Below are 23855 nucleotides of genomic sequence, written 5' to 3' on the forward strand. Positions count from 1 at the left end.
GCCGTAAGCCTCCCACTTCAAAATCTTGAGTGAATACAAAAGGTCCAAGTGTGAGAAAACGGCACCTACATGCCCGATTGGTTCAACTAACATTCAGTAGGAGATGTAAGAAAACGCCTACTGATGAAGTATCACTTTATCCCGCATGTAAGGTGCCGTAAGCCTCCCACTTTAAAATCTTGAGTGAATACCAAAGGTCTAAGTGTGAGAAAACGGCACCTAAATGCCCGATTGGTTCAACTAACATTCAGTAGGAGCCCTACTGAATGAAGTTTCACTTTATACAGTGACGGCGACTTGATGATCCACGCTCTCTTCTTTATATACAGAGTCAATGAGATCCTGATATCTATTTTCAATTATATCCGCTTTAAGGGATAGCTTTGGCGTTAATTCTCCCCCGTCAATCGTCCATTCCTCGCTAATAATGATTACTTTTTTAGGTTGTGCATAATTCGTAAACTTTTTAGTGAGTGTAGCTACTTCTTTATTTAAAAGTTGTTGTACTTTTTTATCCTTACATAGTGCTTCTTTGGAATCTGTACGAATTCCTTGCGCTTTCGCCCAAGGAATGACGTTTTCGTAATCTGGATTGACCAATGCAATAATGTATTTCCTGTTGTCGCCAACAACAAGCGATTGACTAATGTATGCGCTTTCGTTAATAGCCGTTTCAACTGGAGCCGGTGCTACATTCATCCCGGTTGATAATACAAGAATCCGCTTTTTACGGTCGATGACTTTTAAATACCCATCTTCATCTAATTTTCCAATGTCACCCGTTTTAAACCAGCCATCTTCAAACGCTTTTTCTGTTTCTTGGGGATTGTTGTAATACCCTTGTGTAATGTTGGGACCTTTTACTAAAATCTCTCCGTCTGGGGCCATTTTTAATTCGACATTAGGTAAAATTTTCCCAACGGTTCCTACTTTGGCCCGGATGAATGGGTTTGTAGAAATAATGGGTGATGTTTCCGTTAACCCGTAGCCCTCCAGTAATGGTATATCTAAAGCCCAGAAAAATCTTGCTATGTCTGCATTGAGCGTTCCTCCACCGGATACGAGTCCACGCAATCTTCCACCTAACTGATTCTTCACCTTTTGATAAACAAGTTTATTGGCGATCTTCCATTTACGAGCGAGTTTTTTTGGTAAATAATCTTGTGAAATATATTGATTAATAGTCGCATTCAGATAGTATTTGTACTTTTCTTCGCCGACTGATAGCGCCCAATTAAAAATTTTTCGTTTCATGGCTGAGCCATTTTCCATTTCACTTTGTATTTTTGTATACACTTTTTCAAACAATCTTGGAACGCTCGTCATGACAGTAGGCTTGAATTCCTGTAAATTTTCAGGGATGGTTGTGATATTTTCTGCATAACTAATCGTTGTGCCAATCGATAATGGCAAATAATGTCCGGCGAGCCTTTCAAAAATATGGGAAAGCGGCAAATAAGAAAGCGAAACATCTTCAGGCAACAGTTCAACCACCCAAAATTGTACGCCTTCTATATTGGCCAAAATATTACCATGTGTTAACATGACACCTTTTGGTTTTCCTGTTGTTCCGGAAGTGTTCATAATAGTAAGCAACTGATCTCGAGGAATATGTTGCCAAGATTGTTCCCAATTTGGTTTAGCTTGGTTGTCTCCAATATTTTCCACTTCTTTAAATGTCATAAAACCATCATCTTCCATTTGTTGGGGAAACATCATAATCATATGATCCAGCTGTACGCCTGTTGAGATTAACTTATCATACTGTTCCTTGTTTTCAACAATTGCGGCTGTGATATCGCAGTTCTTTATAATATAGGCAACTTGTTCGGCGGGGATGGTAGGGTAAATGGGTACGCTAACAGCCGAAATGCTAGCTAATGCAAAGTCGGAAATGGCCCACATAGGATTGCTGTTTGAAATAATAGCCACTTTTGCTTCTGGTTTTATACCAATATAGGTTAAACCATTCGCAAAGCCTTTAATCCTATTCCATAAATTCTGATAGGTTAATTTTTGAATCGATCCTTCTTCTTTCCATTGATAAGCTATATGATTAGGATATTGTTCAACCGTTCGATTTAGCATTTGCAACACATTAGCTACTTTCATCTCCCATCACCTCTTTGCAATGATTAAACAAACCTCTCATCAAATCACTTGAAATTAGAATGATAATAAGATATATTGATTGATAATCGGGATAAAAATTTAAAATAATCAAATAAATAAATCCGTTACTAGCGCCCAAAATAGCGCTAGCGCATACTCATTGCTCCTTACAAAAGCAAAGCTGTACAATCATCTGTAACCCAATTTTTTCTCCCCTAAAAGCAATTATGTTTGAAGTTTATGGTTAATACGTGATAAAATGCTTTCCAATTTTATCGCCATCCCTATTTCTCCTTCGATCTTCAACTTACCGCTTAAAAAAGCGGTGGTTCCCTTTAGAGTTCCTTTCGCCAACTTGATAAAATGATCCGCTTTTATATGAAGGATACAATCTGCTTTCTCCTTTGCACCTTCAGCTATGTAGCTATCCTCGCCTCGCAATACGAATTGAAAAGTATCCGGATGATCATCTTTTACATGAAATTGATATACCGCTTCGATTCCCTTTACAAGCGCCGGATTCTCTTTGATCGTTGCATTCATTGTGTCTATCATATGTTTCACGTCTGACATAGGCCTTTCCTCCTTATTTTGGTGACATATACTTTATCGTATAAGAAGTTGATTTTGCTTACTACCCCGTTAATTGTCGGATAAATGGCCGTATTTGTTTTTAACCCCTAAAATGATAGGTTATTTATCATTTTCAATGTATTGTTTCATCGTGTTTGCCTAAAATGCAGTATTGAAATAGATTCAATGAAAAAAAGGTTCCAATTCTAAGCTATGTTATTTTCAATAAACAATATTCCAAAACTGAAGATTCTTTCTCCAATCTTTCCTCCAGTGTTTTCGCCATGGCGTTGAGTGACAATCGTCCAAATTACTAATGAAAGCGCGGGTACGCGGAACCGCAGCCCCGCCCAACATTAAGTTGGGGCAAAGCGCCGTCTTGCATTATGTCCTTATTCGTGATGGAGGTGAAAAGCGATCTGTCCCCCCATTTTTTCATTCGATTTACAACATTTCTTGTCCGGAAGGTCTCTTCTTAGATCCGAAATTCCTTTTTCCAATCCAATGATAAAAAGGCATTTGGCAAGAGGGTTTATTAAGCGCTGTCCCGGAGTCGTCCTTCACAAAAAACGATTTTCGTGCAGACGCTGCAACAATGACACGCAGCGCTTGTTTGCCAGCTTCCCGTGCGCAACATGTAAGAAAACATGTGTATATTGCCGGAAATGCGTCATGATGGGCAGGGTGGCTTCGTGCACAACCCTGTACCGCTGGTCCGGCCCGGAGCCCGAATGGGCGGATGCGGTGGCTCTTGAGTGGGACGGACAATTATCCAAGGCGCAAAACGCCGCGGCGGCCGCAGTTTTAAGTGCTGTCAAGAAAGAGAAAGAACTGCTGGTATGGGCGGTATGCGGGGCGGGAAAAACAGAGGTCCTTTTTTCAGGGATTGAAGCAGCGCTCCAACTTGGCAAGAGAACTTGCATTGCCACTCCGCGTACAGACGTCGCCTTGGAGCTTGCTCCACGATTGCAAAAAGTGTTTCCTTCGATAGCTGTGGCTGTTTTGTACGGTGGGAGTGAAGACCGGCATGTATTTTCTCCTCTGAGTATATCTACTACCCACCAGCTCATGCGTTTTGAACGCGCTTTTGATGTCATGATCGTCGATGAAGTGGATGCTTTCCCCTATTCTTTTGATCAAAGCTTGCAATGGGCAGTTGAAAAAGCGGCGAAGAAAAATGCCGCTCGCATTTATTTAACGGCAACGCCAAGCAAGCGCTGGCAGGAAGAATGCCGTTATGGAAAAAGAAACTTTATCAAGATTCCTGCCCGCTATCACCGCAAGCCACTCCCGGCTCCCGTATTTGTTTGGTGTGGCAATTGGCGCAAATCTTTTGAAAAAAGCAAACTCCCCCGTGTTGTACTAAAGTGGGTCCGTGAACGGCTCCAAGCAGGAAAACAGGCTCTCATTTTTCTCCCTCATATTCAACTCATGGAAAACTCCCTTCCATTATTTAAACAGCTTCATTCGTCTATTCAGGCCGTACATGCAGAGGACCCATTAAGAGAAGAAAAAGTGAATGCGATGAGGAGAGAGAAAATCCCGATTCTTTTAACGACAACGATTTTGGAAAGAGGAGTCACCTTTTCAAATTTGGATGTAGCGGTGATCGGTGCAGAAGATCCTATTTTCACTGAGGCGGCTCTCGTCCAAATTGCCGGACGTGTTGGCAGAAGCGCCGATTTTCCTGGCGGGAATGTCACTTTTTTTCATCATGGCAAGACGAAAGCGATGATCCAAGCCCTCGTCCATATTAATCATATGAATAAAGCAGCCCGAAAAGCGGGATTGATTGATGAATAGCCATTGTCTTTATTGTGATGATCGTATTCGGGGAGAATGGTCGTGGACGAAACTGATTTCGGGGTCACGGGAGCAAATGTTGTGCGGGAGTTGTTGCGGAAAGCTGGAGAAAATTACCGGAAGTGTTTGTATAGTTTGTTCTCGTTCACTTCCATTGTTAGACACAAAGTATATTCACGGAACCATTTGTCATGATTGTGTCAGGTGGGAACAAGATCCCGAGTGGCGCGGTTTATTGGCAAACAATGTTTCTATTTATCAATATAATGATTTTTTTAAGGAGCTTCTGGCCCGCTTCAAATATCGTGGAGACTATGCATTGGCCAAGGCTTTTGGAGCAAGCGTGCGAAAATTTTTATCAAAGAAAACGTTTGATTTGCTTATCCCGATCCCATTGAGTCCAGACCGGCTTCTAGAACGGGGGTTTAATCAATCAAAAGCGCTTGCGGAAGAAGCCGGATTTCAGGTAAATGAGGTGTTGGAGCGCGTCCATGGAGAAAAGCAGTCGAAAAAATCACGGAATGAAAGAATACATTTGCAGCAAGTGTTTACTGTTCCGGAGCGAGCGGATGTTTCCGGAAAAGAAATTTTATTGATTGATGATATATATACAACCGGATCTACCATTCGGCATGCCGCGCTTGTATTAAAAAAAGCCGGTGCAAAAAATGTGAGCGCTTTTACCCTGGCAAGAGGATAATTTTTATAGTGGACTAAACAAACAAAGCTTGCATCCGATATAATAGTTACGATGCTGAAAAGGAGGAAGGCTTTTATGAAAATAACCCCTTACAACCGTCCTGATTTGAATCCGTATAAGCATCAACCGCAACAAGCGGGGCAGGAACTGCGGAAAAGTGCAGCGGATCAAGTAGAAATTTCAGAGGCGGCAAAAAAGCTCCAGCAATCGTCCAAATGGGAAGCTGAACGTAAAGCCCGCGTTGAACAATTAAAACTGCATATCCAATCAGGTGAATATAAAGTACATCCGAAGGCTGTTGCCGAAGGCATCGCCAAGTATTTTACGGAGAAATAACCGGAGGCCGTGGAAGCCATGAAAGCTTTAATAAATATATTGGAAAAGCTCCATACGTTGCATGAACACTTGTTTGATTTAGCCAAAAAGAAAACGGAAGTGTTGAAAAGCGGCGATGTTGATAGCTTGCAACTTATTTTGCGGGAGGAACAGAAATGCACTTCCGCAATTACAGTGGCAGAAAATGAACGAGAAAAGGCGGCGCGTATCTTTTTACAAGAAGACACCGATGCTGATGTGACACTCTCTGCCTGTATTCAGGCGGCAGGTAATGATGAGAGGGCGTCGTTGCAGGCTCTTCAGGAAAACATGTCACAAGTCATTGGGGAACTTCATGCGCAAAATGAACTGAATAAACAGTTGATTCAACAGACGCTACAGTATGTACATCTAACTTTAGATTTATTGCAGCCTCAGCCTGAGTCGGCGATATATGAAAGGCCGGCTGGAAAAAAACAGTCAAAGATGGCTCAATCCTTCTTTGACTCAAAAGCTTGATATCGGAGGAACTGAATATGAGATCTACTTTTCATGGGTTAGAAACGGCAAGAAGAGCTCTTTTGACGCAGCAGAGCGGGTTGTATACAACCGGAAATAATATAGCCAATGCCAATACGTTGGGATATACACGCCAAAGGGTAAATTTTCAAGCGACGGAAGGCTGGCCGCCCCCTTCGGTAAACCGCTCCCAATTTGCCGGACAATTAGGATCAGGTGTTTCAGCTGAGTCAATACAGCGGATACGAGATTTTTATTTAGATGTCCAATTTCGCGCAGAAAATTCAAAGCTTGGTTATCATGGATCGAATGCAAGCGCCATGGCCAAACTGGAAGATATCTTAAATGAAACCGGAAAAGATCCGGTCGGGCTTTCTAAGACGCTGAGCGATTATTGGCAAGTGTGGCAAGAATTGAGCACGAATCCGGAAAACGACGGTGTGAGGGAAGTTGTCATCGAAAAGGGGAATGCGGTTGCCGAAACGTTTCAACACCTTCATAACTCAATTGAGTTTTATCGACAGGACTTGGGTAAGCAAGTTGACGGAGGCGTGGACAAAATTAATTCTCTGTTGAGAGAGATCGATGATTTGAATCGCCAAATCGCTCAAATGGAGCCGCACGGCTATTTGCCGAATAATTTATATGATGAGCGTGACCGCTTGGTAGATGAGCTATCTGGTTACATGGAAATTGAAGTGGAAAAAGTTCCGAATGAGGGGAATGTAAAAGCGCTTGCGGAAGGTACCTATGTGATTCGGGCGAATGGAATTGAAATTCTCAATGACGATCGTTATTTAGAACTTGAGGTTGATAAGCCCGATGGGTATGTTACGAATATCTCGTTTGGCGGTATACCGGTTGATATTGTAAATATGCCGCAGGGATCAATGAAAAGTTTGATCGAAAATTACGGATATGGCAGTGCGGATAATGGAACGTATTCGGAACTTTTGGCCGATTTGGACAAACTGGCCAATGATTTTGCGGCAAGTGTAAATGCTGCCCATATGGAAGGAGTCACAAAGGACGGATCACCAGCCGGTGCGCTTTTTACAGAAGGCGCGGGAGCGGCAGGAATTCGCATGCTTGACATAACTCTTGGTCAATTGGCTCCATCGGTGACTGCAACCGGGGACGGAAAGAATGCAAGAAATGTAGCCGACTCCTTTAAGGGAGTTATGAACGAATACGAAACAGTCATTGGAAGAATTGGTGTCCAGGCACAGTTTGCCAACCAACAGACGAAAAGTGCAGGTAACTTAAAGGTAGCTGTTGAGGAAAAACGCTTATCGGTAAGCACTGTACACCTTGATGAAGAAATGATGAATATGATCAAATTTCAACATGCATATAATGCCGCTGCCAGGACGATTACAGTCATCGATGAAATGCTTGATAAGATTGTGAACGGAATGGGTGTTGGCGGAAGATAGGAGGCAGGAGACCATGCGCGTTACTCAATCAATGCTGGGCCACAATTCGCTTAGGCACTTAAGCAATTCTTATGGCCGGCTCAACAAGATTTATGACCAAATAAATACCGGAAAGAAAATTACTCGACCTTCCGATGATCCGGTTGTCGCGATGCGGGGAATCACTTTAAGGGCACATCGAAATGAGATACAACAATTCAAAAGAAATTTTGCAGAAGCACATAATTGGATTGACAATACAGATGCCGCCCTCAATCAAGCGGGAGAAGCCATGCACAGGATTAACGTGCTTGTGAACCGGGCAGCGAATGAAACAATGGAGGAAGACGGAAAGCAAGCGATTGCCGACGAAATTAAACAAATTAAAGAGCAGCTGATCAACATCGCCAATACGAAGGTGGGAGATAGATATATCTTTAGCGGCACGGCGACGAATGAGCCGACAGTAGGCGGAAATATCAATACAGAAGCAGTGGAAATTGAACTGGGAAAAGGCATTAAAATCCCTGTCAATGTCACCACTGAAAAAGTGTTCTCCAATGATTTTTTCGCGAAAATTGATCAAGTGGTAGAAGATATTGAAAACGGTGGCGACGTACAGCAGCATATCGGCCCGATGGAAAGATTGATGAACGACTTGGTGACAGAAAGAACATCCCTTGGTGCAAGAGCCAACCGGGTAGATTTAATGGAAGAGCGGGTCGGGATGCAAGAGATTATGGCCAGACAGCTCCAGTCTGATAATGAAGATGCGGAATATGAACAATTGATCACAGAAATGGTGAAGGAGGAGAGCCTCTTGCGCGCCTCGCTCGGTGTCAGCGCACGGGTGATCCAACCGACATTAATTGATTTTCTCAGGTAAGGCGAAACTTCCATCAGCGGCATTGCTGATTGTTAGTTAAGCCAATCGGGCTTATACTGGCAGTTGATCTGTCCTGGCCGTTGTTGTTGATCCCGTTACATAAAGTGGGATCTTACTGCCAGTTAAAGGGATTAAAAGGATAAAAAAGCTATCTGAAAAGGATAGCTTTTTTGCACGTCAGAAACGGATCACGTTTACCGCAGTGAAAATATTCATGTCCAAAGTAAAAGGGAGACTAGATAAATCGCCAGTACTTTGCGCTCTTATTGAGGAGGTATGAAAGTGAAGTTGCCGCAAATTCGTTTGGAATCGGAAATGGGGAAAATCGCTGTCTACTTGACACAAGGGAAGCATTCTATGCATCACGTTCAGCCGTTATTGGAAATCGAACAGCCGCCGGCTGAACTCGAAATCGAACGAACGCCGGCCAAATTGACGATTGACCAGACGAAAGCTTGGGAAGACATGAATTTAAAGCATGTTTTTCGCTCAATTGAAGAAAATACAGACCATGCCCAGCAGGAGTATCGAAAAGGTGTTGCAAGACGGGTGGATGAGGGAGATGAAATGATGAAGATTGAGGATAAAAACTCAAACCCCATCCCTGAAATCGCGAAACGAAATATAGCAAGACCTCTCCGCACACCGAATATTACGTTTATCCCTTCCTTTTTTAGCGTAAAGATGAGCTACGAAAAAGCGAAGCTTGATTATAATTGGAAAGTGCATCAACCGCGATTTGAAGCAAGGTTCGAAAGCCCGGTGATTGAGTATGAACCTGGGGAAGTAATTGTGGAAATGGTTAGAAGACCGTCACTAAAAATCGATGTGGTGAATTTGCCGAAAAGGCGTTTAGGAGAGTGAACGATGAATATTACAACGAAATATCATGGTGCCGTGAAAGTGAATGAGGGAGAAATTCTCCATTTTACATCAGGGATTCCCGGATTCCCGGATGAAAAACAGTTTGTTGTATTACCGTTGGAGGACACCGGTTTCGCCGTAATGCAGTCGGTAGCGACTTCGGACACTGCTTTCATTGTCACGGAACCGTTTCTATTTTTCCCTGAATATGATTTTAAATTAGAAGAGCAGGTCATTGATCAACTCGAATTGAGGGCTGCTGAGGATGTTCGTGTCTACATCATCTTGACGGTCCATGACCCATTTGAGAAAACCACCGGCAACTTGCAAGCACCGGTTATCATCAACACGAAAAATCGCCAAGCGAAGCAAGTTGTATTAAACGATGGTGTATATAAAACGAGACACCCGCTTTTCGGGCAAAAAGTGGAGGGGTGACGGCATGCTGATATTGACGAGGAAAAAAGGAGAAACGATCCAAATTGGCCCAGATATCGAAATCACCGTCACGGCCATCCAGGGAGAACAAGTGAAGCTCGGGATCACCGCGCCCAAACATGTTGAAATTCATCGCAAAGAAGTCTGGCTCGACATCCAAGCCGAAAATACGAATGCATCGGCAGGGGTGAAAAACCTCTTCGGACTCATTGAAAACATGAAAAAACAATAATTATAGAAAAAGCTATTAAACTATCCTGCCCTTTGCCGATATAAAATGTGAAAGCGAAAAAAACGGGCGGCCGACCGAACTCTTTCGCTGAAAAATTACACCACCGTTCACACGGACGTGAGCGGCAACATTCAAGGAGGAAAATGCAAAATGAGAATCAACCACAACATTATGGCGCTCAACACGCACCGTCAATTAACACAAGGTACAAGCCTTGCATCAAAAAACATGGAAAAATTATCATCTGGCCTGCGTATTAACCGTGCAGGTGACGATGCTGCCGGCTTAGCCATTTCCGAAAAAATGCGTAACCAAGTTCGCGGAATGGAAGCTGCTCAACGTAATGCCCAAGACGGTATTTCTTTAATCCAAACTGCTGAAGGCGCGTTAAATGAGACGCATGCTATGCTACAGCGTATGGCTGAACTATATACTCAAGGTGCAAATGAAACGTTGGAGCCGGAAGATGCTGAAAAGATCCAAGCTGAAATTACACAATTAACAGCACAAATAGATGATATTGCCAACCAAACAAAATTCAACACAAAAAATATCCTTAACACTAGCGGCTCAATCAAGTTGCAAGTAGGTGCAAATTCTGGTGAAACGATTACGTTGACATTAACGAACAACACAGCATCAGGATTGGGTCTCGGCGGATTAACATCTATCAGTGGCCTTACTACTGCTTCAGGCTTGAATGCAACATCAAGTGCCAACTTAACGATTGTACAAAATGCCATTAACGCTGTTTCTCAAAACCGCGCAAACCTTGGTGCAGTACAAAACCGTTTAGAGCATACCATTAATAACCTTGGTACATCTGCTGAGAACTTGACAGCAGCTGAATCTCGCATCAGAGATGTCGATATGGCGAAAGAAATGATGGAGTTCACAAAGAACAACATCTTGACTCAAGCATCACAAGCAATGTTGGCTCAAGCCAACCAATATCCGCAAGGAGTTCTTCAACTTCTTCGTTAATTTTACAAAAAGGTGGTCTTCTATTACAGAAGGCCGCTTTTTTTATTCCGTTTTTGATAAACGGGAACAGCTCAATCTATTTTCCTTTCCGCCTTATTGACAGCTTTTTATCACTGATTTCCATAGCAGTCAATTTGATCATGAGGTTTCCTTTTTTCGACCTATAAAAAGAGCAAATGTGTCCTCTTTAACTTACTTGCCCATAAACCTAACCACATTTTTCCATGTTGAAGATCCGTTCCAAATACCCACTTTAATAAATGGCGAACATTGTCGATATAAGTAGTGAGAAAGCAGTAAACCAAATGATGGAGGCAAGTTACTCTATGAAGTTATTGTTTAAAGGTGAGACCATTCAATTAAATAATGAATTATCCTTGGAGTTTGTTAAAGAAAAAATTAATAGTCTTTTGGCTGATCAATACTTTTTTAGCCATCTCGTAGTTGATGGAGTAGAGATTTATGAAGAACCAGAGCAATTTCTGGAACAACATTTAAATGACATTAACGAGCTTGAAATCATTGCAAGGACCGTACAAGAGTTTGTGAACGATCTTTTATTGACCGCGGAGGATTATACGAAAAGAGCCATTCCAGAAATTGAAGCACTCGCGGATCATTTTTACAACCATCCTAATCATGAAGGCTGGAATAAATTTGGCCAGCTTCTGGAAGGGTTGCAGTGGTTAACCCATATGATTCAAACGATTGACTCCTTCTCCCAAAAGCCTGAAAACTGGATGAATTATTTAAAGGCGAGTATTGCGGTAGAAGAGGAATTGAAAAATCTGAAAGAAGCTTTGGAAAATAAAGATCACGTTTTAATAGCTGATATTATCAACTATGAGATCCTGCCATACTTTACAACGCTTGGCGCAGAGATTCAACATACAATTGATACAGAGGGCTATCGTCATGATCTTAATTAATAATCGCAATTATTTAAGATTGAGAAACCGCCATTTATTACAGCAGCTAAATGAAATGGAAAGCCGCTTAGATGAAAAACGGGTTGTTATCGAGCCGTCAAAAAAAGAAAATCCTACACTCAAAATAAATAAAGGTGGAAAGTTCCAATACATTCATAGCAAATATGATCCTGTCAACGAGTCAAAGCGAATTATGCAACAACAGAAGAATATGGAGGCATATGATCATGTCTTTTTTGTGGGAACCGGGCTTGGTTACCATATTGAACAATTTGCGAAAGTTTATCCGGATAAAAAAATAACGATTTTTGAACCTGATTTGGAAGTCTTGTATCATTTTTTAACGGTCCAAGATATTACGAAGTTCTCAAGTCAAATCCAAGCGATCTTTTTTGCTTCTGAAGAAAGTGAAATGAAACAAGAAGTCCAGAAATTTATTAACATTCACGGGAAGCGCATCTTTTTTTTCACGTTACCCGTCTATCTCACTCTATACCCACAAGAAACGAAACTATTATTTGAGACGTTCAAAGAAGGCTTAAAAGATCAAAAAAATATCCTGGCTACGGCTGCAGCCTTCCAAAAACGTTGGACGATCAACGCAATTAAAAATTTCCCATATGTCTTAAAAACACCTAATATATTGCATGACATTGATCAAAAGGCTTTTGAGGGGAAACCGGCCATCATTGTGGCTGCAGGACCTTCACTCTCTGAAGAGTTTGAGCATCTGAAATTCATTAAGGAAAACGGATTGGCTTATATATTTTCGGTGGGATCAGCGATCAATGCGTTAATTGAACACGGAATTTATCCCGATGCCGCCTGTACGTATGATCCTAAAGAAAGAAATCAAAATGTCATACGCATTATTAAAGATAGGGGAATAGAGGAAATCCCCCTAATTTATGGGAGCTCTGTTGGGTTTGAGACATTGGAAAACTATCCGGGCCCCATGCTTCATATGATTACAAGCCAGGACCCGGTTTCGCCATTTTTACTGGGATCCTATAAAAAAATCTCTATTGTTCAAGACGCACCTTCCATTGCCGTGGTGACGTTTCAATTACTTGCTCTTCTTGGCTTTAAGCAGATCATACTTGTTGGACAAAATCTGGCTTTTCATAATAGATTGCGGTTTGCAAAGGGTATACATTATAACCATATTCCGAAAGAAATCTCTCCGGAAGAGGAACAACATTTAATAACAGTGAAAGATGTTTATGGAAATGATATTTATACGGACAGTAGTTTCAATCAAATGCGTCAGCAGCTTGAGCTATATATCAGCATGAGTCCCAACGTAGAAGTGTTGAATACAACAAAGGGTGGAGCCGTTATAGAAGGAACAACTTTTTTGCCTCTTACTGAGGTGATAGAGCATCATCTGCGGAAGAAAAAAAGTGTGTCGCCGCAATGGTATAAAGCGAATAATCATTACAATCAAATGTATGCTTATAAGCAATTGGTTAAACTGGAAATAGCGCTTGGCAAGATGGAACCCATTATGGAAAGGGCTTTAACAGTTGTAAAAAATATCGCTGATTCTGTAGAGAAGCTTCATGTAGCCAATATGGAAACCAATTTTATAAAACTTGACAAAGAAATAAAAAAACTAAAAGAAAATCCTTTTTACAAATATTTCATTGAGCCGATGGTAAGAGTACAGCACAAGCTTTTAGAGGAATCAAATAAAGAAATTCGCTTTGAAAAAAACCTATACAAAAAAGGGAATCAAGTTGTGGAATCGTATCGGGCGTTTTTGGAAGAATGTGTGGCGCACGTACAATATGTAAAGCCGTACTTCTATGAGTTAAAAAATAATACAATTTTTGAGAGTGAACAAAATGACTATTAACATCATTCATGTAGCGAGTTTTTCGGGGAACATTGGAGATGTAGCAAACCATGAAGGGTTTTACCATCAATTTAAGCAATTATTCTCAGAAGAGATCACCGTAAAAAAGCTTGAAATCAGGAAGTTTTATAAAAGATGGAATGAACAAAAGTTCGACATGGAATTTGCCAATTACGTAAATCAATTTGATTTATTTATCATTGGTGGCGGTAATTTTTTTGAGCTTTGTTGGGATTATTCCGCTACGGGCACGACAATCGATATTAGCCCTGAAGTGTTGCAATCAATCCAAATACCAATTTTGATTAATGGCATAGGCGTCGATGATAATAAAGGGATCACTCCATCCAACATACTGAAGTTTAAGACGTTCTTGAACGGCTTGTTTGAAAAAGACAATGTATTTTTCACTGTCAGGAATGACGGATCTTTGAAAGTTATTCAGAAATACTTCAAGGAATTTGCTGATTTGATTCATAAAGTTCCCGATCATGGCTTTTTTCTTCATGAAACAGATTATATGAATGCCTTTCAACCGCTTAATCGTCATAACATAGGATTTAATATAGCTTTAGACATGTCTGACATCAGATATCAACATATCGGCTATGAACGCTTTCTTGAAATAATGAGTAGACAGATAAATAGATTATTATTGGAAACAGATAACAATATATACTTATTTCCACATATTCAAAGTGACTATAACGCCATATTAGACTTACTGAAGTTACTGAAAAATGAATATGTCCGAACGAGGGTTTCCATTACGCCCATTATCCAGGGAAGAGAGTTAGACACCTTCAAATACTATCAAGATTGTAAGTTTATTTTCGGCATGCGTTTCCATGCAAATGTGTGTGCGATCTCATTAGGGATTCCGACATTGGGATTGATCAGTTATCCAAAACACGGATATCTGTATGATGAGATTGGGATGCCAGATAGAAAAACAGATATAAATCATGGGAACTTTACGGCCACTTTGGAGAATAATGTGGATCGTCTTATACACGATGATGATTTTACAGTTATGTTAAGGAAAAATTATTTACAAAAAATGCAAGAAATAAAAGAGGAAAAAGAGAACATATACAGACATCTAAAGACTTGGATCAAAAAACATTTGTAAATGTTGGGGGTTAAAATGTTTAATGTTATTCGTATTGCTTCAAGAAAAGTTGGGCCAGAATTTCCACCTCTTGTAATACCTGAAATTGGTATTAATCATGAAGGTGATCTAAATAAAGCGATTAAAATGATTGATGATGCATATGATGCAGGAGCGGAAATCGTTAAATTTCAATCACACGTTATTGAAGATGAAATGATTCCGGCGGCTCGACAAGTGATTCCGGGTAATGCCAAGGAATCGATTTTTGACATTATGTCAAGATGTGCATTGTCATTTGAAGAAGAAAAGGAATTAAAAAACTATGTAGAAAACAAAAAAATGATCTTTTTAAGCACCCCCTTTTCCCGTGCTGCTGCCGATCGCCTGGAATCAATAGGCGTAGATGCTTATAAGATCGGGTCAGGAGAATGCAATAATTATCCATTAATTGATCATGTAGCTTCTTTTGGCAAGCCAATGATTTTAAGCACGGGCATGAACGATATTGAATCTATTAGTAAAGCTGTTGAGATTTTAGAAAGAAAAAGGGTACCGTATGCACTATTACACTGTGTATCTATGTACCCTACTCCCTATGAAAAAGTACAATTAGGTGCCATCAGAGATTTACAAATCAATTTTCCAAATGCAGTACTGGGATTAAGTGATCATTCGATAGGAAATTATACGTGTTTCGGAGCAGTTTCTTGTGGTGCAAGTATTTTGGAAAAGCATTTTACTTCAGATAAAACATGGCCTGGTCCAGATATTCCCATATCTATCGATCCTTCAGAGTTGAAAGAGTTAATGAAAGGAACAGAAGCAATATGGCAAGCAATGGGAGGCAAGAAAGAGATCATGCCGGAAGAACAGGCAACGATCAATTTTGCTTATGCATGTGTTGTTTCAATTAAACCGATTCGTAAAGGTGAGAGACTGACTAAGGATAATATTTGGGTGAAAAGGCCCGGTACCGGTGAAATGAAAGCTGTCGACTTTCATCAAGTAATGGGTAAAACGGCTGCGACAGATATTCCCGCAGATGTACAATTAGCATGGAATATGGTGAAATAAAATATGAAGAAAAAAAATATTGTATTTATCACGGGTACTAGGGCCGATTATGGAAAGCTAAAATCTTTGATGAGAGAAATACAAAAGTGCAATCAGTTTGAGCTTCATATTTTTGTAACGGGAATGCATATGTTATCAAAATATGGTTCAACATACTCTGAGTTAGAAAAAGATGGATTTAAGAATATCCATAAATTTGTTAACACGCGGATTAATGAGAGTATGGATATCACTTTAAGCAATACGATTGTTGGTTTTAGTAATTATGTTGCAGAATTCAAGCCCGACTTGATTGTTGTACATGGGGATAGGGTAGAGGCTTTAGCCGGGGCCATTGTTGGAGCCCTGAATAATATTAAAGTAGCCCATATTGAAGGTGGAGAAATCTCAGGTACCATTGATGAATCGATTAGACATGCGATTACAAAATTTTCGCATTTTCATTTGGTGGCAAATGAGGAGGCGAAAAATTGCGTTATTCAACTTGGTGAAAAGGAAAGTTCGATTTTTGTCATTGGGTCTCCGGACATGGATATTATGTTTTCAAAACAGCTGCCTGATTTACAATTTGTAAAACAACATTATGATATTGAATTTGAGGAATACGGCATATTTATGTATCACCCAGTTACGACGGAAATACATCACTTAAAACGCAACATTATGGAGGTTGTGAACTCATTAATAGATTCGGGAAAAAATTATATCGTCGTTTATCCAAATAACGATCCAGGAAGCGATATTATTTTTGATGCATTAAAAATACTTGAGGGAAATAACCGATTCCGATGTTTCCCTTCGATTCGCTTTGAAGCATTTTTAGTTTTGCTTCAAAACGCCACATTTATGATTGGGAACTCTAGCGCGGGTGTAAGGGAAACTTGTGTGTACGGCGTTCCGACCATCGATATAGGCACAAGGCAGAAAGGGCGATATGATAAATTAAAAGTTAGTAATGTACAACACGTAAATGAATCGAAGGCTGAAATCTTGAAGGCAATCGACCAGGTAGATCACTTCAGATGTAGCGGATTATCTTTATACGGAAATGGAAACAGTTCAAAAGAATTCATCAACTTTTTACATAACGATTCCATTTGGGATATGGATATTCAAAAGAAGTTTATACCATTTAATTCGCAATTTTGAGGGTGAGGCGCATGTATAAAGACAATACGTTTTTGGCAGTTATTCCAGCTCGAGGCGGAAGTAAGGGGATTCCAAAGAAGAATTTATTTAATATTAAAGGAAAGCCGCTAATTAGTTACACCATTGATGAGGCATTGCGATCTCGATATGTAGATAAAATCGTCGTTTCAACAGATTGTCAGGAGATTGCCGATGTTGCACAACAAAACGGCGCGGAAGTACCTTTTTTAAGGCCGGGACATTTAGCAGCAGATGATTCTAAAACAATTGATGTACTTCTTCATGCTGTAAATCAACTTGCAAAAAATAATGAGCGATTTGATTATATTGTCCTGTTGCAGCCTACGCAACCGTTACGAAAATACTGGCATATTGATCATGCAATTGAACAAGCAATAGAGAAAAAACAGTCAGACCTGGTTAGTGTTTCTGTTGTGAAAGATCATCCTCTTTTAATTCGTTCGGTCGATGAAAAAGGTACATTACAGAGGCTCCTTCCTCAAAATAGCACAGTTAGGCGTCAGGAATTTATTCCCTATTACAAAGTAAATGGCGCCATATATATCAATAAAATAGATGCATCTTTTCATGAAAATGTGAGTCTGAATGATAATTCATATCCGTTTTTCATGGATAAAAAATATGATCTGGATATTGATGATATGGATGATATAAAGACGTTATTAACATTGGTTTAGATATAACTCTGACTCTCCATATGATTGGGTTGATCAAAAAACACCCATTTGCACAAAGAAAAGTGGTCACTCGGCAAGATGTACAGATGGGTTGGAACTGGATTATGATGAAGAATTGCAGGGGAAAAGTAAAAACAGGCGGGGAAGCCATCCACGCCTGTTTATCCTGTTATCGTTTTGATTTTTTCATGCCCAGATTTTTGAGCTGGGCCATTATTTTATTTCGTGACTTTTCATTTTTCAAGAGATATGCAGCTCCAAGAGCTAAAGTGGTGAGCATGGTTTTACCTTTTTTCATTGATTTTCACTCTCCTGACAAGGGATTGGTTTCTTTTACTTTTCCCATTTGCCGGAAAGTCAAACAAAAAAATTTTGCGGGCTTTTTCATAGTGGAATTTATTGCGAGACACGGCCCGTAACTACTTATTATTTGTTTCCTGAAGTCGTTATCAATCTCATCCATCTTCTTTCCATTTTCGTAAATGCTTTCGGTTTGGGCACTCGATGTTCTCAATCATAAACATTTATTGTTCGAACTTCCCATCCGGATTAGCCATTTTCTTCCTGTTGACTCATTCTTACATTGGTCCGATCCACTTATGTAAGTTGACTTCTCGCTAAGAATCTTTGATAGTCTTTTGAACTTGATCAACCTTTTTTAAAGCGAATCTTTTTTCAATATGGTACTCCTAAAGGCCTTTGGTATTTACTCTTTCCTTGAACAACGGCCCATCAAAAACAAAAGTATGATACTCGCCGGACTCCCCCATCGGGCAAATATCCGCTTTTTTGCTAATTTCTTCAATAAATCGTTTGTCCAGTATGCGGCCGACCCAATCCTGTGGTAACATATCGCCTCTCACTTTAATCACTTCGGCCTTATAACCAAGCTTGATAAATTGATTTAGCGCATCCAGCATCATGGATTCTTCCATCCACAATGGATATAGGGCTTGAATGCCGGCAGCTGTGGCTAATTTTTCTCCCCATTCTCGATGGCCTTCCAAATACATGTCGCCAAAGGCAATGGCATTTAATTCATATTTTGTTTTAAGATCAAGCAAATGTTTTAAAAAATCCTCATTATATGTATCGTATGAGCAATGGATGAATTCAATGGGAATGTCGAGTGCTTCCGCTTGAGCTTTCATTTTGCCGATTTCCTCATCGTGGGCAAATGTCCTTCCTGTTTCTTGAGGTACTGTCGTGACAAGGCATGCAACTTTTTTGTCTCCTTCCACAAGCTTGTGTAGTGCCATGCAACTATCTTTTCCCCCACTCCATGATAGAGCAACTCTCTGGCTCATAAGTCATCCCTCCTTCCCTTCATTATACTAAACAATGTGAATTTCCTGGGAAATAAGTGGATAAATTGTCGAAGGGGCCGCCTAAAATTCATTTTTTTTAATAAATAATCAGAGAGGGAAGCCAAAAGTCGAAAAAACGACTTTTTGGACAACCCTTCCTTTGATATTACTTCTACCACCAAAATGGAAAGAACGGATAGCCAAAGCCAAAGCCAAACGGGCCAAAAAATGGTCCAAAGCCAAACGGCCTGAAGAAAGGCCTTCCGAACCAAAGTCTTTCGTCTTGCTGCGGATACGCTCCATAATGGCTATAGTGGCCATACCCTTCTGGATGATAATAGTGATTCACTTGGGATCCTCCTCTTTCATGTAATTTGTAATGTTCACCCCATCATATGCATTCAGCACATGAAAAGGCATCTATAAACAGGGCAGGAAACCAAAATAGGCATTTCTCACGAACCATGTTTGGATTAGTAATAAAGCATTATTAAATATTTGAATTTGTTGCCGATATTGTTTATAAGGATGATATTTTTTGCCGAAGGAGAGAGGTCGATGGTTGGATCGGTTGAAGGACGGCTTGCAGCGGACGAAATGATTGTTGCCTTTTCCCGGCAAAAGATTGTTACGGAGTCCATGCAAAGGGGAGAACAATCTTCTAAAACTTCTAAGATCGAGTCAAAAGCCCGTCTGGAAAAAGCGATGTCTTACGCGAATGATCTGTTAGAGCAGTCAACGCAAACATATTTGAAATATGAGCTTCATGAGCAACTCAATCAGTTTTATGTGAAAATTGTCAATCAGGAAACAGATGAAGTGATAAGAGAAATCCCCCCAAAAAAGCTGCTGGACATGTTTGCGTCCATAGCAAGCTCTTTGGGGCTTATTGTAGACACGAAACTTTAAAGGGAAAAGGAAGTGGTTTCAAATGAGAGTCAGCGGTTTGGTAAGTGGTATGGACATCGATAAGATGGTAAATGACTTGATGAAGGTCAACCGGATGCCACTAGATAAGTTAAAACAGAAAAAGCAAATTTTAGAATGGCAGCGTGATGATTTTCGTTCGATCAATACGTTAATGCTTGGATTTCGTAAACGTTTAACAGATCTTCAATTTTCAAGCAATTACCAGGCAAGAACGGTATCGACATCAGATGAAGCAAAAGTGACGGCAACTGTAGCGAGTGGAGCGGCAAAGGCTTCCTATTCAATTGAGAGTGTCAGTCAATTGGCAAAAGCGGCCTATAGAATCGGAAACAAAATAACACCTGATGGAGAAAAAATAGATCTAACCCAAAACTTATGGAGCCAGTCTCAAACGGTTCTTCCGGACTTGACATGGAACCAGGGTGTTGTAGAAACGAAGTACTTAAAGGCACCAGATGGAAATACACCGATTGACTTGGAATTAAATGGCGCTTCGATTAGCAATAATGAGCTAAACGTGAAAGTGAACGGAAAAGTTTATGAAGTAGTGACATCTGGAGTTCCCGAAAAAGGACAGGTTTTATATGATGTCGGTGCAGGAACGCTTTCATTTGGAGAAAGCTTGCCAAAAGGCAGTAGTGTAAGAGTTGACTATGCCATTGCCGAAAAAACGATCTCCCATACGGCGAGTGCCGAACAATCCAATTGGAGATTGGGAAAAGGAGCGATTTCGGAGCTTACGGTCACGATTGATGGTACGGCTTATACAATGGATCCGGCTTCCGTCGATGATGCAGGGTTTGCCGACCTTGGAGGTATTGGCAAAGTTCATGTGCTGTCGGGCGAAATCCAGTTTAACGATCCGCTTGCTGAAGGATCAGAGCTAACAGCCACATTCAAACAAAATTATTCAAGTTTTACGATTGGGTCCCATCAAGCAACAGGGAAAGTGGAAGAACGGATATTTTTTGCTGGAAATGAATCAATGAATGGCGTCATAAAAAAGGTAAATGAGTCTTCAGCAGGGGTTACGATGTTCTATGATTCATTTAAGGATCAAATGACATTAACGAGAAAAGAAACCGGAGATTTCAACAATGGCGGAGATGGAATCATCTTGTCCGGCCAATTTCTCACGGATGTTTTGAAATTTTCAGGAACGACGGAATCACGCGGACAAAATGCAGTATTTACCGTCAACGGCTTAACAACAGAACGCCAATCCAACACTTTTTCGATGAACGGAGTCACGTTTACTTTAAAGCAGACATTTACAGACCCCGTTTCTGTTGCGGTTTCAAATGATACGAATACAGTAGTTGAAACAATCAAAAGCTTTGTCAATGAATATAATGAATTAATTGGCAAGATAAACGATAAATTAACCGAAGAGCGTTATCGAAAATATACGCCGCTAACCGACGATGAAGAGCGAGATAAGCTCACGGAAAAGCAACAGGAAAAGTGGGAGGAAATGGCAAGAAGCGGTCTCTTGAAGAGCGACCCAACCTTAACCGCTGCTCTTTCCCAAATGCGCCTCGATATGTATAGTTCAGTAGAAACGAATGGGACTTTCAAGCAATTGACGGCGATTGGCATTACAACAACATTCAATTATCGCGATGGCGGAAAGCTTGAAATTAACGAAGCGAAATTAAAGGAAGCGGTGGAGAAGGATCCGGAAGCTGTAGAAAACTTGTTCCGCGGTCCGGGAACATCTGATTCCGACAAGGGAATCGTCAACAAGTTATATGATACCGTCGATCAAACAATCAAAAGAATCCAGACGAAAGCCGGCAGGGCGACTTCAATGAATAAGCAATTTGCAATCGGCAAGGAGCTGATTGAAGTTGATAAAAACATCGATAGGTTTGAAAAGCGACTTAAGATGGTAGAAGACAGGTTGTGGCGACAATTTTCGGCAATGGAAAGATCAATTCTGCAGTCGAACAATCAGGCGATGTACTTAATGCAGCAATTTGGAATGTGATGAATGATGAGGAATGGAGGGAGAAAAAATGGCGAGCAGGAATCCGTATGAGACGTATCAGACGAATTCTGTCACGACGGCACCTCCCGGAGAGTTGACGCTAATGTTGTATAACGGCTGCTTGAAATTTATCGGCCTTGCGAAAATTGCAATTACGGAAAATCAGATTGAGGACCGCAACAGAAATATTCAAAAAGCGCAAAACATTATAGCTGAACTGATGGCTACGTTAAATATGGAAATCGGCCTGGCAAAAGAGATGATGCCATTGTATGAATATGTGAACAGGCGCTTGCTTGAAGCAAATATTCATCAAGATTTGGAATTATTAAAAGAAGCAGAAGATATCATAACGGAATTTCGCGATGTCTGGAAAGAAGCCCTTCAAATTAACAGAAAGCAACAGCACTCTCCATCAAAAAGGACCATGCCATGAGTGCTGTCCAGGAATGCCTTCGTCTTACTGAGGAATTGTTGGTGATTCTCCGTCATCCCAATTCCACAGAGCGTGATCGCTTGATACATAAAATTGAAGAGACGCTTACCAGGCGTGAGAATCTGCTGCCGCAAATAAAACCTCCTTTTTCCGAAGAAGACTTAATAGCCGGAAAGAAGCTGGTCGATCTTAACAACGAGTTGTCATTTTTATTGGAGAGTGTCAATAGTCATATTCTACGGGAATTAAATGAGCTAGAATTGAAAAAAACTTCTGCATCGCGATATGCCAATCCTTACGGGTCCGCGAGCCAGCTTGACGGGGCTTTTTATGATAAACGTCTATAATTGTTACCTTATTACTCATAAATTCGACAAAATTTTTGGCGGTCTAAGGCAGGAATAAGGGATATGATATAGAAGTATATACATATAGCCTTTAAAGGAGGAGTTTTTATGCTTAAGTACCAGATTCGTGGAGAAAACATCCAGGTTACTGAGGCGATTCGAGACCACGTAGAAAAGAAGGTAGGCAAACTAGAGAGATATTTTATTGAAACTCCTGAAGCGAATGTACATGTTAATTTAAAAGTAAACGCTGATAAAAAATCAAAAGTTGAAATAACGATTCCCCTTCCACAATTGGTGTTGAGGGCAGAAGAAGTAAATGATGACATGTATGCCGCCATCGACTTAATTGTCGATAAGCTCGAACGCCAAATTCGGAAACATAAAACAAAAGTAAATCGCAAGTTCCGTGAAAAGGGCAATATTGAGCAATTGTTCGCAACAGGTATTAATGGTGCTTCTTCAGAGGAAGAAGACGAGTTACAAATTGTTCGTACAAAACGTTTTGATTTAAAACCGATGGACAGCGAAGAAGCGGTTCTTCAAATGAACATGCTTGGGCACAACTTTTTCATCTATACGGATGCGGAAACAAACGGAACAAATATTGTTTATCGACGGAAAGACGGAAAATATGGTTTAATCGAAACAAACTGATGTAGATAAAGAGAGCACGCGCCTTTTTGGTTGCGTGCTCTTTTGGTTCGCCCACCATGGGCGCAGTCTATAGGGTGCAAGTCCCTGGCCGTGAAGGGCAGAAGTAGTGGTTAGTCTAACGCAAGGATGTCCATGGCGACGCGGAATCTGAAGGAAGCTCGAGGCAAACCTTTATTTAGTCTGAGCAATACGAACCTCATCAGGCAAACCTTTATTTAGTCTGAGCAATACGAACCTCATCAGGCAAACCTTTATTTAGTCTGAGCAATACAAATCTCATCAGGCAAAACGAATGAGCCAGCGGTCTTGCTAAACAAATTAGGATGGCAATACAGAAGTTGTGTATGATACTAAGAGTCAACGGTTTCGCATGTGAAGCGGTTAAACGCTGCTGGAATATGGTCTTTATAAATTAGCTCTAAAATAAGTATTATTGAGACAAGAAAAGTTCCATTCACTTCACGTGACGAAGAAAATAGGTTTTACTATAAAGAAAAAATGATTTGTTATTTACAGTTAATGAAG

Annotated in this window: 26 protein-coding genes; 21 read left to right on the forward strand and 5 right to left on the reverse strand. The window is 40.5% G+C overall.

What is annotated here, in order from left to right; all coding sequences use genetic code 11:
* Nucleotides 1–279: 279 nt before the first annotated feature.
* Both JOC94_RS05515 and JOC94_RS05520 read right to left on the reverse strand, forming a co-directional pair.
* Nucleotides 280–2112 (reverse strand): AMP-dependent synthetase/ligase, encoded by a 1833-nt coding sequence (locus JOC94_RS05515; RefSeq protein WP_077111649.1) that lies wholly within the window; start codon nt 2110–2112, stop codon nt 280–282.
* Between the two features lie 225 nt (nt 2113–2337).
* Entirely contained in the window at nt 2338–2685 is a 348-nt protein-coding gene (locus JOC94_RS05520) for an SCP2 sterol-binding domain-containing protein (protein ID WP_077111648.1), read from the reverse strand.
* Between the two features lie 672 nt (nt 2686–3357).
* On the opposite strand from JOC94_RS05520, the gene JOC94_RS05525 reads away from it, so the two are divergent.
* The 16 genes from JOC94_RS05525 (at nt 3358) to JOC94_RS05600 (ending at nt 17663) form a co-directional block, all read left to right on the forward strand.
* The gene (locus JOC94_RS05525; RefSeq protein WP_328799776.1) at nt 3358–4488 is read left to right on the forward strand and encodes a DEAD/DEAH box helicase; all 1131 of its coding nucleotides are present in this window, start codon (nt 3358–3360) and stop codon (nt 4486–4488) included.
* Nucleotides 4481–5188, forward strand: a complete 708-nt coding sequence (locus JOC94_RS05530) for a ComF family protein (protein WP_077111646.1) — start codon at nt 4481–4483, stop codon at nt 5186–5188. Before JOC94_RS05525 ends, JOC94_RS05530 begins: the two co-directional genes overlap by 8 nt.
* A 75-nt stretch (nt 5189–5263) precedes the next feature.
* Complete coding sequence (gene flgM, locus JOC94_RS05535) at nt 5264–5524, forward strand: flagellar biosynthesis anti-sigma factor FlgM (protein ID WP_077111645.1); 261 nt, start codon at nt 5264–5266, stop codon at nt 5522–5524.
* An 18-nt stretch (nt 5525–5542) separates the two neighbouring features.
* On the forward strand, nt 5543–6022 hold the full coding sequence (locus JOC94_RS05540) for a flagellar protein FlgN (RefSeq protein ID WP_077111644.1): 480 nt from the start codon (nt 5543–5545) through the stop codon (nt 6020–6022).
* Nucleotides 6023–6039: 17 nt separating this feature from the next.
* Nucleotides 6040–7458, forward strand: a complete 1419-nt coding sequence (flgK, locus tag JOC94_RS05545; RefSeq protein WP_077111643.1) for a flagellar hook-associated protein FlgK — start codon at nt 6040–6042, stop codon at nt 7456–7458.
* Between the two features lie 13 nt (nt 7459–7471).
* The gene (gene flgL, locus JOC94_RS05550; protein ID WP_077111642.1) at nt 7472–8323 is read left to right on the forward strand and encodes a flagellar hook-associated protein FlgL; all 852 of its coding nucleotides are present in this window, start codon (nt 7472–7474) and stop codon (nt 8321–8323) included.
* A 282-nt stretch (nt 8324–8605) separates the two neighbouring features.
* The gene (locus tag JOC94_RS05555; RefSeq protein WP_077111641.1) at nt 8606–9187 is read left to right on the forward strand and encodes a DUF6470 family protein; all 582 of its coding nucleotides are present in this window, start codon (nt 8606–8608) and stop codon (nt 9185–9187) included.
* A gap of 3 nt (nt 9188–9190) precedes the next feature.
* A complete protein-coding gene (fliW, locus tag JOC94_RS05560; RefSeq protein WP_077111640.1) occupies nt 9191–9625 on the forward strand; it encodes a flagellar assembly protein FliW in 435 nt (144 codons plus the stop codon).
* Nucleotides 9626–9629: 4 nt separating this feature from the next.
* Nucleotides 9630–9857: a carbon storage regulator CsrA gene (csrA, locus tag JOC94_RS05565; RefSeq protein ID WP_077111639.1), complete on the forward strand. Its 228-nt coding sequence runs from the start codon at nt 9630–9632 to the stop codon at nt 9855–9857.
* A gap of 150 nt (nt 9858–10007) precedes the next feature.
* On the forward strand, nt 10008–10841 hold the full coding sequence (locus JOC94_RS05570) for a flagellin N-terminal helical domain-containing protein (protein ID WP_077111638.1): 834 nt from the start codon (nt 10008–10010) through the stop codon (nt 10839–10841).
* Nucleotides 10842–11167: 326 nt separating this feature from the next.
* The gene (locus tag JOC94_RS05575) at nt 11168–11770 is read left to right on the forward strand and encodes a hypothetical protein (protein ID WP_077111637.1); all 603 of its coding nucleotides are present in this window, start codon (nt 11168–11170) and stop codon (nt 11768–11770) included.
* Nucleotides 11757–13628 carry a motility associated factor glycosyltransferase family protein gene (locus JOC94_RS05580; protein WP_077111636.1) on the forward strand — a complete coding sequence of 624 codons (1872 nt, stop codon included), beginning with the start codon at nt 11757–11759 and terminating at the stop codon, nt 13626–13628. The genes JOC94_RS05575 and JOC94_RS05580 overlap by 14 nt, the downstream gene beginning before the upstream one ends.
* Nucleotides 13618–14760: a polysaccharide pyruvyl transferase family protein gene (locus tag JOC94_RS05585; RefSeq protein WP_205178859.1), complete on the forward strand. Its 1143-nt coding sequence runs from the start codon at nt 13618–13620 to the stop codon at nt 14758–14760. Before JOC94_RS05580 ends, JOC94_RS05585 begins: the two co-directional genes overlap by 11 nt.
* A gap of 15 nt (nt 14761–14775) precedes the next feature.
* Complete coding sequence (locus JOC94_RS05590; RefSeq protein WP_077111633.1) at nt 14776–15816, forward strand: N-acetylneuraminate synthase family protein; 1041 nt, start codon at nt 14776–14778, stop codon at nt 15814–15816.
* Nucleotides 15817–15819: 3 nt separating this feature from the next.
* Nucleotides 15820–16965: a UDP-N-acetylglucosamine 2-epimerase gene (gene neuC / locus JOC94_RS05595; protein WP_077111632.1), complete on the forward strand. Its 1146-nt coding sequence runs from the start codon at nt 15820–15822 to the stop codon at nt 16963–16965.
* A gap of 11 nt (nt 16966–16976) precedes the next feature.
* Nucleotides 16977–17663: an acylneuraminate cytidylyltransferase family protein gene (locus tag JOC94_RS05600; RefSeq protein WP_077111631.1), complete on the forward strand. Its 687-nt coding sequence runs from the start codon at nt 16977–16979 to the stop codon at nt 17661–17663.
* A gap of 169 nt (nt 17664–17832) precedes the next feature.
* Here the strand turns inward: JOC94_RS05600 and JOC94_RS23150 are convergent, their stop codons facing one another.
* The 3 genes from JOC94_RS23150 to JOC94_RS05610 form a co-directional block, all read right to left on the reverse strand.
* Nucleotides 17833–17961 (reverse strand): hypothetical protein, encoded by a 129-nt coding sequence (locus tag JOC94_RS23150; protein ID WP_268920952.1) that lies wholly within the window; start codon nt 17959–17961, stop codon nt 17833–17835.
* Between the two features lie 391 nt (nt 17962–18352).
* Nucleotides 18353–18970 carry a Dph6-related ATP pyrophosphatase gene (locus JOC94_RS05605; protein ID WP_077111630.1) on the reverse strand — a complete coding sequence of 206 codons (618 nt, stop codon included), beginning with the start codon at nt 18968–18970 and terminating at the stop codon, nt 18353–18355.
* Nucleotides 18971–19142: 172 nt separating this feature from the next.
* Nucleotides 19143–19319 carry a hypothetical protein gene (locus JOC94_RS05610; protein ID WP_171973892.1) on the reverse strand — a complete coding sequence of 59 codons (177 nt, stop codon included), beginning with the start codon at nt 19317–19319 and terminating at the stop codon, nt 19143–19145.
* 209 nt (nt 19320–19528) lie between these two features.
* On the opposite strand from JOC94_RS05610, the gene JOC94_RS05615 reads away from it, so the two are divergent.
* The 5 genes from JOC94_RS05615 (at nt 19529) to hpf (ending at nt 23330) form a co-directional block, all read left to right on the forward strand.
* A complete protein-coding gene (locus JOC94_RS05615; protein ID WP_077111628.1) occupies nt 19529–19879 on the forward strand; it encodes a flagellar protein FlaG in 351 nt (116 codons plus the stop codon).
* Nucleotides 19880–19901: 22 nt separating this feature from the next.
* Nucleotides 19902–21890 (forward strand): flagellar filament capping protein FliD, encoded by a 1989-nt coding sequence (fliD, locus tag JOC94_RS05620; protein ID WP_077111627.1) that lies wholly within the window; start codon nt 19902–19904, stop codon nt 21888–21890.
* A gap of 28 nt (nt 21891–21918) precedes the next feature.
* Nucleotides 21919–22326, forward strand: a complete 408-nt coding sequence (gene fliS, locus JOC94_RS05625; protein ID WP_077111626.1) for a flagellar export chaperone FliS — start codon at nt 21919–21921, stop codon at nt 22324–22326.
* A complete protein-coding gene (locus tag JOC94_RS05630; RefSeq protein ID WP_077111625.1) occupies nt 22323–22673 on the forward strand; it encodes a hypothetical protein in 351 nt (116 codons plus the stop codon). Before fliS ends, JOC94_RS05630 begins: the two co-directional genes overlap by 4 nt.
* Before the next feature lie 108 nt (nt 22674–22781).
* The gene (gene hpf, locus JOC94_RS05635; protein WP_077111624.1) at nt 22782–23330 is read left to right on the forward strand and encodes a ribosome hibernation-promoting factor, HPF/YfiA family; all 549 of its coding nucleotides are present in this window, start codon (nt 22782–22784) and stop codon (nt 23328–23330) included.
* The last annotated feature ends 525 nt before the right edge of the window (nt 23331–23855 follow it).

Origin of the sequence: Siminovitchia thermophila (genome assembly GCF_016909185.1) — a bacterium.
Lineage (GTDB): Bacteria > Bacillota > Bacilli > Bacillales > Bacillaceae_C > Siminovitchia > Siminovitchia thermophila.